Consider the following 12,321-nt stretch of genomic DNA (forward strand, 5'->3'; position numbering starts at 1 on the left):
CGGTTGTCAGTGGGGTTTGGTAAGAATGCAAGCGTGAGCAGCGAGAACGGGCAGTCGGGTGGTGGGGCCGAGGGGGCGCCGCCCGAGCAGCTTGCGCTCATTCGGGAGAGCGTGCGGAAGGCCGATGTGCCGAGGGCCAAGCCGCGGACCTGGCGGGGGGCCGCGCTGGCCAAGGAGCTGCCCGTGGCGCGGGTACTGGTCGACAAGGGTGTGCTGCATCTTGATCGGTACTTCGACTATGCCGTGCCCGAGGAGCTGGACGCGGACGCGCAGCCCGGGGTGCGGGTGCGGGTGCGGTTCGGGGCCGGACGGCACCGGGTGCGGGAGGGGCGGCGTGAGGGCGGAGGGCTGATCGACGGGTTCCTCGTCGAGCGGGTTGCCGAGTCCGAGTACTCCGGGCCCTTGGCGGCCCTTGCACAAGTTGTCTCGCCCGAGCAGGTGTTGAGCGATGAGCTGTTGGGGCTGGCTCGGGCCGTCGCCGATCGGTACGCCGGTGGGCTTGCCGATGTGCTGCAGCTGGCCGTGCCCCCGCGCAGCGCGCGGGCCGAGCAGAAGCCTTCGCCGGAGCCGCTTTCGGCGCCCGGTCGGCCCGAGGTGGGGTCCTGGGGACGGTACGAGCGGGGGGCCGGGTTCCTGGAGGCGCTCGCCTCCGGGGGCGCGCCGCGTGCCGTGTGGAATGCGTTGCCCGGGCCCGAGTGGAGTGAGGAGCTGGCCCGGGCCGTCGTCGCGACGCTGGCCTCCGGGCGGGGAGCGCTCGTCGTGCTGCCGGACGGACGGGCTGTCGCGCGGGTCGACGCCGCCCTGACCTCGCTGATGGGCAAGGGGCGGCATGCGGTGCTGACCGCCGACGCCGGGCCCGAGAAGCGGTATCGGGAGTGGCTCGCGGTGCGGCGGGGGAGTGTGCGGGCGGTCGTGGGGACTCGGGCCGCCATGTTCGCGCCCGTACGGGACCTCGGCCTGGTCGCCCTCTGGGACGACGGCGACGACAGCCACAGCGAGCAGCACGCCCCGCAGCCCCACGCGCGCGAAGTGCTGTTGCTGCGGGCCGCCCAGGACAAGTGCGGCTTTCTGCTGGGGAGTTGGAGCTGCACCGTCGAGGCCGCCCAGCTCGTGGAGAGCGGTTGGGCCCGGCCGCTCGTCGCCGGGCGGGAACAGGTGCGGGGCGCGGCTCCGCTCGTACGGACCGTGGGGGACGGCGATCTCGCGCGGGACGAGGCCGCTCGGGCCGCCCGGTTGCCCAGCCTTGCCTGGCAGGCGGTGCGGGAAGGGCTGCGGCACGGGCCGGTGCTCGTGCAGGTGCCCCGGCGGGGATACGTGCCGCGGATGGCCTGTGCCAACTGCCGGGCGCCCGCTCGGTGCCGGCACTGTTCCGGGCCCCTGGAGGCGCAGGGCTCCGGGGCCGATCTGCGGTGCGGGTGGTGCGGGCGTGACGAGGGCGCCTGGCACTGTCCGGACTGCGGTGGGTTTCGGCTGCGGGCTCAGGTGGTGGGTGCGCGGCGGACCGCAGAGGAGCTGGGGCGGGCCTTTCCCGCCGTTCCGGTGCGGACCTCCGGACGTGAGCATGTGCTGGACACCGTGCCGGGGACGCCCTCGCTGGTCGTCAGCACGCCGGGGGCCGAGCCCGTCGCCGAGGGCGGGTATGCGGCCGCCCTGCTGCTGGACGGCTGGGCCATGCTCGGGCGGCCCGATCTGCGGGCGGGGGAGGACGCGCTACGGCGCTGGATCGGGGCCGCCTCGCTGGTACGGCCACAGGGCGCCGGCGGCACGGTGGTGGTCGTCGCCGAGCCCACGCTGCGGCCCGTGCAGGCGCTGGTGCGGTGGGATCCCGTCGGGCACGCGGTGCGGGAGCTTGCCGAGCGGGCCGAGCTGGGGTTCCCACCGGTGTCCCGGATGGCCTCCGTGGCCGGGCCGGGGGAGGCGGTCGCCGAGTTCCTCCGTACGGCCGAACTGCCGCCGGAGGCCGAGCTGTTGGGGCCCGTGCCGGTGCCTGTCACGCCGGTGGGGCGACCGCGCCGGGTGGGAGCGCCGCCGCCCGGGGAGCAGTGGGACCGGGTGCTGATCCGGGTGCCGCCGGGGCGGGGCGCTGCGCTGGCGTCCGCGTTGAAGGTCGCGCAGGCTGCGCGGATGGCCCGTGGGGGCGGGAGCGGTGGCGGCGGTGGAAGCGGTGGCGGCGGTGCAAGCGGGGGTGGGGAGGCTGTGGTGCGGGTTCGGATCCGGATCGATCCGCCTGATATTGGGTGAGCTGGTCGCTGGTCGCTGGTCGCTGGTCGCTGGTCGCCGGACGCTGGTCGGTAGCCGGTAGCCGGTTGCCGGTTGCCGGTTGCCGGTTGCCGGTTGCCGGTTGCTAAGTGCGGGGTGCTGGGTGGCGGGCGCCGGGTTGGTGCCAGGTGTTGAGCGCGTCCCGGCTCCTGCTTTCCGGCCTACCGCCTCTCGGTCTACCGCCTCCACTCTCCGGTTCCCGCTTGCCTCTCCGGCTCGCCGCCTCCCGGCCCCCCTCTCGCCTACCACCTCTCGCCTACCGCCTCTCGGCCTGCCGCCTCCACTCTCCGGCTCCCTCTCGCCTCTCCGGCTCCCCGCCTCCCGGCCGCCCTCTCGCCTACCGCCTACCGCCTACCGCCTCCCGGCCCTCCGGCCCCCTCCCTCTCCTGCCTCCCCACCTCCCGGCCCTCTCTCGTCCACCGCCTCCCCTCCTCCCGCTTTCCGTCTCCTCGGGTTCCGCCAACCCGGCCCCCGCCCCGTGTTTCTGTCGCCCGGCATGGCTCTGCCCTCCCGGGTGCGCTCCGGGAGGGCAGAGAGAGGGGCGGCGTCAGCCGTTGCGAGGGCCGGGGAAGGCCGTGGGCCTGGCCTCGTCGCGGAGGCCGGGGCTGCCTGCCGTGGGCTGCGTCGGCATGGAGCGCGCCGCGGGGACCGTCGGCACCGTGGGAAGGGCGGTGGTGACGTTGACCGTGCGGGTTCCCGTGGGATCGGTCGTGCGCTCGGCCTCGGCTGCCGCCTGGGTGGCGGCGCGGCGCGCGCCGTAGCGGCGGTGGACCGCCTGCTTGGTGACGCCGAGGGCGGAACCCACCGCGTCCCAGGAGAAGCCGAGTGAGCGGTCGAAGTCCACGGCCGCCGTGACCAGGGTCTCGACACTGTCCCGCAGCTCCTGGGCGAGACGGACCGTCGGGGCGGGGGCGCGTCCGTAGACGACGAAGCCCGTGGAGGGACCGGAGCGGCGCGGGCGGTAGACGTTGCCCAGTTGCGCGGTGAGCGTGCGCAGTGCGTCCACCTGCCGGCGGACCCGCTCGATGTCCCGCACCAGCAAGTGCAGGCTGGCCCGAGCCTGGGCGTCGTGGGTTGCGTGGTCGGCCATGAACAAGCCTCTCGAACCGGCGTTGAAAAGGAGAGGGCCGCGGGTACGGCGCGTGCGGCCCGTTGTGGTCAACTCTTTCTTGACCAACGCGGGAGTGGTCCGCGGGTCACGCAATGGGGGCGTGTGGGCATATGCCTACGCCCCTGGGTGGGGGTGCGCGCCTCGACGCCTTCGGCCTCGGCCCGCTGACCGCCCGCGCACCACCCGCGCACGTCCCGCGCTCCCCGTTCCCAGCCGTTTCCAGTTGGCCGAGAGGCTGGATGAGCCCCTGCGCAGTGCGGACATAGACTTGTGCGTTGCCCCAGCCAACCCCGTCCGAGAGGCCCGTGCCCACCCATGAAGCTTGTCTTCGCCGGTACCCCCGAGGTCGCCGTTCCCGCTCTGGACGCCCTGATCGCCTCCGGGCGGCACGACGTGGCCGCCGTCGTCACGCGGCCCGACGCGCCGGCCGGGCGTGGGCGCAGGCTGGTGGCGAGTCCGGTGGCCGAGCGGGCCGAGGAGGCCGGGATCGAGGTGCTCAAGCCCGCCAAGCCCCGGGACCCCGAGTTCCTGGAGCGGCTCAGGGAGATCGCGCCCGACTGCTGCCCCGTTGTCGCGTATGGTGCCCTGCTGCCGCGCGTCGCCCTCGACATCCCGGCCCACGGCTGGGTCAATCTGCACTTCTCGCTGCTGCCCGCCTGGCGCGGGGCCGCTCCCGTGCAGCACTCCATCATGGCCGGGGACGAGATCACCGGGGCCTCCACCTTCCTCATCGAGGAGGGGCTCGACTCGGGGCCCGTCTACGGCACCGTCACCGAGGCGGTCCGGACCACCGACACCAGCGGCGACCTGCTGACCCGGCTCGCCTTCGCGGGCGCCGGGCTGCTCGCCGCGACCATGGACGGGATCGAGGACGGCACGCTCAAGGCCGTACCGCAGCCGTCCGACGGCATCACCCTCGCGCCCAAGGTCAACGTCGAGGATGCCCACATCGACTGGAGCGCGCCCTCACTGCGCGTCGACCGTGTCGTACGCGGGTGCACCCCCGCGCCGGGTGCCTGGACCGTCTTCCGCGGTGAGCGGCTCAAGCTGATCCAGGTGCAGCCGGTGCCGGGGCGGGACGATCTCGCGCCCGGTGAGCTGTCCGTCGGGAAGAACAACGTGTACGTCGGAACCGGGTCGTACGCCGTCGAGCTGCTGTGGGTACAGGCGCAGGGCAAGAAGCCGATGCGGGCCGCGGACTGGGCGCGGGGCGTGCGGATCGGCGACGACGAGCGGCTCGGGGCGTAACCGGCCGTACGCCGGGCCGGAGCTGCGACGTAGGCTGGTCGTACATCTCATCCAGCAATCCGGAGCACCTTTTTCGTGAGCGACACCACCCGTCGGCCCGGTCGGCCCGGCAAGCCCTACCGACGGCCCAAGAAGGACCCCGTCCGTCTCCTCGCCTTCGAGGCGCTGCGCGCCGTGGACGAGCGGGACGCGTACGCCAACCTCGTGCTGCCGCCGCTGTTGAGGAAGGCGCGGGAGAAGGGCGACTTCGACGGGCGGGACGCCGCGCTCGCGACCGAGCTGGTGTACGGGACGCTGCGGCGGCAGGGGACCTACGACGCCGTCATCGGCGCGTGTGTGGACCGGCCGTTGCGGGAGGTCGACCCGCCGGTGCTCGATGTGCTGAGCCTTGGTGTGCATCAGCTGCTGGGGACGCGGATTCCCTCGCATGCCGCCGTGTCCGCGTCCGTCGAGCTCGCCCGGGTCGTGCTCGGCGACGGGCGGGCCAAGTTCGTCAACGCCGTGCTGCGGAAGGTCGCCCAGGACGATCTCGACGGGTGGATCCAGCGGGTCGCTCCGCCCTACGACGAGGATCCCGAGGACCATCTCGCCGTCGTGCACTCGCATCCGCGCTGGGTCGTCGGTGCGCTGTGGGACTCGCTGGGCGGCGGTCGGGCCGGGATCGAGGCCCTGCTGGAGGCCGACAACGAACGGCCCGAGGTGACGCTGGTCGCGCGGCCGGGCCGGGCGACCACCGAGGAACTGCTCGCGGAGGACGCCGCGGTGGCGGGGCGCTGGTCACCGTATGCCGTGCGGCTCAGCGAGGGAGGCGAGCCGGGAGCCATCGAGGCCGTACGGGAGGGGCGTGCGGGTGTGCAGGACGAGGGGAGCCAGTTGGTTGCCCTTGCTCTCGCCAACGCTCCGCTCGACGGGGCCGACGCCAGGTGGCTGGACGGGTGTGCCGGGCCCGGAGGCAAGGCGGCGCTGCTCGGTGCGCTCGCCGCCGAGCGGGGGGCCATGCTCCTCGCGTCCGAGAAGCAGCCGCATCGGGCGGGGCTGGTGGCCAAGGCTTTGCACGGCAATCCCGGGCCGTATCAGGTGATCGCCGCTGACGGGACGCGGCCGCCTTGGCGGGCCGGGAGTTTCGACCGGGCGCTGGTGGATGTGCCGTGCACCGGGCTCGGGGCGTTGCGACGGCGGCCCGAGGCACGTTGGCGGCGGCGGCCGGAGGACCTGGAAGGGTTTGGGCCGCTGCAGCGGGAGTTGTTGCGCAATGCGCTCGACTCGGTACGGGTCGGGGGTGTCGTGGGGTACGCCACCTGTTCGCCGCATCTTGCCGAGACCCGGGCGGTCGTGGACGACGTTCTCAAGCAGCGGTCCGAGTTCGAGCTGATCGATGCTCGGCCGTTGCTGCCCGGGGTGCCGGATCTCGGGGAGGGGCCTGATGTGCAGTTGTGGCCCCACTTGCACGGGACTGATGCGATGTACCTGGCGCTGATGCGGAAGGTGCGCTGAGGCCCGGTCAGCCGCCGAGGCCCGGTTGCTCGCCCCGTTGTGTGGCGCTCTCCGGGGGCAGCTCTCGTGCCGTCGCCCCGCCTCCGTCCTCCCGCGCCAGCCGGTGCGGCCACCACACCTTCGGGCCCACGTCCAGGAACAGCGACGTCACCAGTACCGAGCGGACGATGAACGTGTCCAGGAGTACGCCCAGGGCGACCGTGAAGCCGATCTCGGCGAAGGCGACCATGGGGAGGGTGCCCAGGGCGGCGAAGGTGCCGGCCAGGACCAGGCCGGCGGAGGTGATGACCGCGCCCGTGGCGGCCAGGCCGGTGACCACGCCGGGGCGGGTGCCCTGGTGGGCTGCCTCCTCGCGGATGCGGGTCGTGAGGAAGATGTTGTAGTCGATGCCCAGAGCCACCAGGAAGACGAAGACGAAGAGCGGGAAGTCGGTCGTCTCGCCCGCGTAGTCGAAGAGGTGGCGGAAGGCCAGCGCGCTGATGCCGAGGGCGGCCGTGAACGACAGGATCACCGTGCCGATCAGCAGGAGCGGGGCGATCAGGGCGCGGAGCAGCGCGCAGAGGATCAGGAGCACGACCAGCAGGACCAACGGGATGATCAGTATGTTGTCGTGCGTGGTCGCCCTGTCCATGTCCAGGAGGGCCGCCGTACCGCCGCCCACCTGGGCGTCGGCGTCCGGCACCGCGTGCACGGCGTCCCGTACGCGGTCGACGGTCTGTTTCGCGGACTCGCTGTCGGCGGGAGCGGTCATCGTCGCCTCGAAGAGCACCTTGCCGTCGTAGGAGGGCTTCGTGCCCGGTGGGAGGCCGAGGGATTCGGGGACGACGCCCTCGGTCCCGGCCACCGCGCGGCCCACCTGCACGGCCTGCGCCTGGTTGCTGACGATGACCAGCGGGTCGCCGCTGCCCGCCGGGAAGTAGCGCGCGGAGACCTCCTGGCCGGTGATCGAGTCCGGCTTGTCGGTGAACGCGTCGGCGTTGCTCAGGCCCTCGGCGCGCAGCTGGATCAGACCGAGGGAGCAGACCGCCAGGGCGATGGCGGTGACCACCCAGACCATGCGGGGGCGGTGGGAGATACGGCGGCCCATGCGGGCCCAGATGCCTCGCCTCTCCGGGTTCTCCGTGCCCAGGTGCGGGATCACCGGCCAGAAGATCCAGCGGCCGAAGATGACGAGAAGGGCGGGGAAGAGGGTGATCATGGCGATCAGGGCGACCGCCACGCCGATCGCGGCGACCGGGCCCAGGCCGCGCGTCGAGTTCATCTCCGCCGCCAGCAGCACCAGCATGCTCAGGACGACGGTCAGGCCGGAGGCGATCACCGCCGGGCCGGCGCGGTGCAGGGCGAGGGCCATCGCCTCGTGGCGGTCCTCGTGACGGCGTAGTTCCTCCCGGTAGCGGGCCACGAGAAGGAGTGCGTAGTCCGTGCCCGCGCCGAAGACCAGGACCGTGAGGATGCCGGCGCTCTGGCCGTTGACGGTGAGGCCCGCGTGCTGCGCCAGGAAGTAGATGATGGCCTGCGCGGTGAAGAGGGCGGCGATCACGGACACGAGCGGGACCAGGAGCAGGGTCGGGCTTCGGTAGGTGATCAGGAGCATGACGATGACGACCGCCATCGCCGAGACGAGAAGGGTGGAGTCGATGCCCTCGAAGGCCTCGGAGAAGTCGGCGGACGTGCCGCCCGGGCCCGTGATGTGCACGGCGAGCCCGGCGCCGCCCGTGCCGACGATGTCCCTGATGGAGTCGACGGCGGGTGCGATGCGCTCCCAGCCCTGCTCGTCCATCGTGATCGGCACCTGGACCTGGGCGGCGCGCGGGTCGATCTGCCGGTCGAGGACCGGGCCCCGGGTCTCGGCGCCCCGGACGCCGTGGTCGGTCAGCTGCTTCAGCCGGGCCACGTCCTCGGTGATCGCCGCCCGGTCCTGTGCCGTCAGGCCGCCGTCACGGGCGTAGACGACGACCGCCGGTATCTGTTCCGGCCTGAAGTTCTCGGAGATCTCCAGGACTTGGGTGGACTCGGCGGAGCCGGGCAGCCAGGAGGCCGCGTCGTTGTCCTGGGCGTCGGTGAGTTTCTGGGCGAAGGGCGCCGTCAGGAACAGCGCCGCCAGCCACAGGACGAGCACCACCCACTTGGCGCGTCGCCCGCAGACCAGATGCGCGATGCCCCGCTGTCCCGGCTGCGTCTGATGCTTCTTCTCCTGGATCTCCGTCATGGCCACCCCCGCAGCCGCACAACGATCCGATCGGCGGCCAAGCATGGCACGCGCGACCCGAACACAACATCCGATGAACGTCTTAGGTCTGTACCGGCGCGAACATTCGTGCTCCGGCATGGCAGGCTTGGGTCATGGCCGCGCAGATCAATCCCAGCATCCTGTCCGCCGACTTCTCCCGCCTCGCTGACGAGGCGAAGGCGGTCGAAGGAGCCGACTGGCTCCACGTCGACGTCATGGACAACCATTTCGTCCCGAACCTCACGCTCGGCGTGCCGGTCGTAGAGTCTCTGGCCCGTGCGACGGACACCCCGCTGGACTGCCATCTGATGATCGACGCCCCCGATCGGTGGGCGCCCCAGTACGTGGAAGCGGGGGCCTCCTCCGTCACCTTCCATGTCGAGGCCGCCGCCGCACCCGTGCGGCTGGCCCGGGAGATCCGGGCCAAGGGTGCCCGCGCCTCCATGGCGCTGAGGCCCGCGACGCCCATCGAGCCGTACGAGGATCTGCTGCCCGAGCTCGACATGCTGCTGATCATGACGGTCGAGCCGGGCTTCGGTGGTCAGGCGTTTCTCGACATCATGCTTCCGAAGATTCGCCGCACCCGCGAGTTGATCAGCAAGCACGGCCTTCAGCTGTGGCTCCAGGTGGACGGCGGCGTCGCGGCTTCCACCATCGAGCAGTGCGCCGAGGCGGGCGCCGATGTCTTCGTCGCCGGTTCGGCGGTGTACGGGGCCGAGGACCCGGCCGAAGCGGTCCGCGCGCTGCGTGCTCAGGCGGAGGCGGTCACGCAGACCGCCGCCTGGGCATGCGACCACTGAGCCAAGGGAACGTGAACGGCGCCCATCAGGGCGGATCAAGAGCGCCGAATCTGCAAGGATGAACGGCGAATCCAGAATGTGAACAGCAGTGAGGAGATCGCCGTGTCGGGTATGTCGGCGGGCCGGTCAGCCATGCGGATGGGACCCGCTGAGCTGGTGCAGGCGGCGGCCATGGCCCGCCGCTTCTACCTTGAGGGCAAATCCAAGATCCAGATCGCCGAGGAGTTCGGCGTCAGCCGCTTCAAGGTGGCCCGGGTCCTGGAGACCGCTCTTGAACGGGATCTCGTGCGCATCGAGATCCGTGTCCCGGCCGAGCTGGACGCCGATCGCTCGGACGCCCTGCGCGCCCGGTACGGCCTCAGGCATGCCGTCGTGGTCGAGTCGCCGGCCGAGGCCGAGGAGACGCCCGACCCCGAGAACCTGGGAGAAGTGGCCGCCGACCTGCTCGGCGAGCTGGTGAACGAGGGAGATGTGCTGGGACTGGCGTGGGGCCGGTCCACCATCCACATGGCGGCGGCCCTGGACCGGCTGCCGCCGTGCACCGTGGTCCAGCTGACGGGTGTGTACGACGCCGGGACCGCCGAGCGCGGTTCGGTGGAGGCCGTACGACGGGCCGCGCAGGTCTCCGGCGGCGACGCGCACCCCATCTACGCGCCGATGCTGCTGCCGGACGCGGCCACCGCGGCGGCGCTGCGCCACCAGACGGGGATCGCCCGGGCCTTCGAGTACTTCGACAAGGTCACCGTCGCCTGCGTCTCCATCGGCTCCTGGGAGCCCGGCATCTCGACGGTGCACGACATGCTCAGCGACGAGGAGCGGGCCCACTACGCCTCGCTCGGCGTCGCCGCCGAGATGTCCGCGCACCTCTTCGACGCCGAGGGGCGCCGGGTCGGACGGGACCTCGGGGAACGGTGCATCACGGTCAAGGCCGACCAGCTGCGCCGTATCCCGGAGGTCGTCGCGATCGCGGGCGGCGCGCGCAAGGCGGCCGCGATCGACGCGGTGCTGCGGTCGGGGCTCGTCACCAGCCTGGTGACGGACACCTCGGCGGCCGACGTGCTGTTGGCGGCGGGGGCGACACCGAAGCCGGCGCTCAACAGGTCCGATCCGGACGGGAACTGACGGAGCTTCAGAAGGGGGTGGCCGCGGCCACCCCCTTCTTCGGAGAGCTTCTTCAGAGACCGTCTTCAACGACTTTCTTGAACGACCTTCTTCATCGACGATCACTACGACGGGGCGGAACAGCTATGACGGAGCTCGTGGTCACGCTCGACCTCGACGGGGTCACGGACAAGGCGGGCCTGATGGACCGCTGCGCCCGCGACCTGCGGCTGCCCGACTGGTTCGGGCGGAACTGGGACGCGCTGGCCGACTCCCTCTCCGACCGCACGGTGTGGCCGGAAGACGCCGTCGAGCAGGGGCTGCGGGTCGTCGTACGGAACTGGCGGCCGTACGCGAAGGCGCGGCCCGACGAGTGGGAGACCGCCCAGGAGGTGTTCTCCGAGGCGGTGGACCGCACGTCGGCGCTCTCCGTGCTGCTCGCTCTTGGAGGATCCTCCCAGTGAGCCTCTGACCTGCTTGGACGATGTGACCGTGCATCGCATTCCGGTCAGCATGGGACAATGAAGTACGTGCTCTTCCCCCTGGCTGACCTGTCCGGGGGCCACCTCTGATCGACTGGGATGTGCAGCACGTGCGTTTCCTCAACGACATCCAGCCCCCGTACGACCTGACGTACGACGACGTCTTCATGGTCCCGAGCCGCAGCGCCGTCGGCTCGCGGCAGGGCGTGGACCTCAGCTCCCCGGACGGCACGGGCACCACGATCCCGCTGGTCGTCGCCAACATGACCGCCATCGCGGGCCGCCGTATGGCCGAGACGATGGCCCGGCGCGGCGGCCTCGTGGTCATCCCGCAGGACATCCCGATCGAGGTCGTGACCGACGTCATCAGCTGGGTGAAGAGCCGCCACCACGTCCTCGACACCCCGATCGTGCTGGCCCCGCACCAGACCGTCGCCGACGCGCTGGCCCTGCTGCCCAAGCGGGCGCACAACGCCGGTGTGGTCGTCGACGAGGACCACAAGCCGATCGGTGTCGTCACCGACTCCGACCTGTCCGGCGTGGACCGCTTCACGCAGCTCGAAGTGGTCATGTCCCGGGATCTGCTGATCATCGACGCGGACCTCGACCCGCGCGAGGCCTTCAACACCCTCGACCACCACAACCGGCGCTACGCCCCCGCCGTCGACAAGGACGGCCGCCTCGTCGGCATCCTCACCCGCAAGGGCGCCCTGCGCGCCACCCTGTACACGCCGGCCGTGGACGCCAACGGCAAGCTGCGCATAGCGGCCGCCGTCGGCATCAACGGCGACGTGGCGGGCAAGGCCAAGCAGCTGCTCGACGCGGGCGTGGACACGCTGGTCATCGACACGGCGCACGGCCACCAGGAGTCGATGATCGCCGCGATCCGGACCGTGCGGGCGCTCGACCCGCAGGTGCCGATCGCCGCGGGCAACATCGTCGCCGCCGAGGGTGTGCGGGATCTGATCGAGGCCGGTGCCGACATCATCAAGGTCGGCGTCGGGCCGGGTGCCATGTGCACGACCCGCATGATGACCGGTGTCGGACGGCCGCAGTTCTCGGCGGTGCTGGAGTGCGCCGCCGAGGCGAAGAAGTACGGCAAGCACGTGTGGGCCGACGGCGGTGTCCGGCACCCGCGCGACGTCGCGATGGCGCTCGCGGCCGGTGCGTCCAACGTGATGGTCGGCTCGTGGTTCGCGGGCACCTACGAGTCGCCGGGTGACCTGCAGCAGGATTCCAGCGGGCGGCTGTACAAGGAGTCGTTCGGCATGGCGTCCGCGCGGGCCGTGGCCAACCGTACGTCGGACGAGTCGTCGTACGATCGCGCCCGCAAGGCGCTCTTCGAGGAGGGCATCTCCACCTCCCGTATGTTCCTCGACCCGGACCGCCCCGGCGTGGAGGACCTGATCGACTCGATCATCGCGGGTGTCCGGTCGTCCTGCACCTACGCGGGCGCCGGCTCCCTGGAGGAGTTCGCCGACAAGGCCGTCGTCGGCATCCAGAGCGCCGCCGGCTACGCGGAGGGCAAGCCGCTGCACGCCAGCTGGAGCTGACGCCAACTCCCTTGCCCACGGCCCCCGTTCTCCCGTTCGCCGG

At 71.9% G+C, this 12,321-nt stretch carries 9 protein-coding genes; 7 read left to right on the forward strand and 2 right to left on the reverse strand.

Annotated features, from left to right (window positions below):
* Positions 1-33 precede the first annotated feature (33 nt).
* Complete coding sequence (locus POF73_RS22700) at positions 34-2,241, forward strand: primosomal protein N' (protein WP_272118348.1); 2,208 nt, start codon at positions 34-36, stop codon at positions 2,239-2,241.
* Positions 2,242-2,806: 565 nt separating this feature from the next.
* Here POF73_RS22700 and POF73_RS22705 read toward each other — a convergent pair.
* Positions 2,807-3,349, reverse strand: coding sequence for a hypothetical protein (locus POF73_RS22705; RefSeq protein WP_272118350.1), 543 nt, complete (start codon positions 3,347-3,349; stop codon positions 2,807-2,809).
* Between the two features lie 336 nt (positions 3,350-3,685).
* Here POF73_RS22705 and fmt point away from each other — a divergent pair, with 336 nt between their 5' ends.
* Positions 3,686-4,618, forward strand: coding sequence for a methionyl-tRNA formyltransferase (gene fmt / locus POF73_RS22710; protein ID WP_272118352.1), 933 nt, complete (start codon positions 3,686-3,688; stop codon positions 4,616-4,618).
* 75 nt (positions 4,619-4,693) lie between these two features.
* A complete protein-coding gene (locus POF73_RS22715; protein ID WP_272118354.1) occupies positions 4,694-6,112 on the forward strand; it encodes an RsmB/NOP family class I SAM-dependent RNA methyltransferase in 1,419 nt (472 codons plus the stop codon).
* A gap of 7 nt (positions 6,113-6,119) precedes the next feature.
* Here POF73_RS22715 and POF73_RS22720 read toward each other — a convergent pair whose 3' ends face one another.
* Positions 6,120-8,321, reverse strand: a complete 2,202-nt coding sequence (locus tag POF73_RS22720; protein WP_272118356.1) for an MMPL family transporter — start codon at positions 8,319-8,321, stop codon at positions 6,120-6,122.
* Between the two features lie 134 nt (positions 8,322-8,455).
* On the opposite strand from POF73_RS22720, the gene rpe reads away from it, so the two are divergent.
* From rpe to POF73_RS22740, 4 genes are all read left to right on the forward strand, one after another.
* Positions 8,456-9,142 (forward strand): ribulose-phosphate 3-epimerase, encoded by a 687-nt coding sequence (gene rpe / locus POF73_RS22725; RefSeq protein WP_272118358.1) that lies wholly within the window; start codon positions 8,456-8,458, stop codon positions 9,140-9,142.
* A 78-nt stretch (positions 9,143-9,220) separates the two neighbouring features.
* Positions 9,221-10,264: a sugar-binding transcriptional regulator gene (locus tag POF73_RS22730; protein WP_272118360.1), complete on the forward strand. Its 1,044-nt coding sequence runs from the start codon at positions 9,221-9,223 to the stop codon at positions 10,262-10,264.
* A gap of 125 nt (positions 10,265-10,389) precedes the next feature.
* Entirely contained in the window at positions 10,390-10,707 is a 318-nt protein-coding gene (locus POF73_RS22735; RefSeq protein WP_272118362.1) for a barstar family protein, read from the forward strand.
* 128 nt (positions 10,708-10,835) lie between these two features.
* Complete coding sequence (locus POF73_RS22740; RefSeq protein WP_272118552.1) at positions 10,836-12,278, forward strand: GuaB1 family IMP dehydrogenase-related protein; 1,443 nt, start codon at positions 10,836-10,838, stop codon at positions 12,276-12,278.
* Positions 12,279-12,321 lie beyond the last annotated feature (43 nt).

The organism is Streptomyces sp. HD, from assembly GCF_028369295.1.
GTDB lineage: Bacteria > Actinomycetota > Actinomycetes > Streptomycetales > Streptomycetaceae > Streptomyces.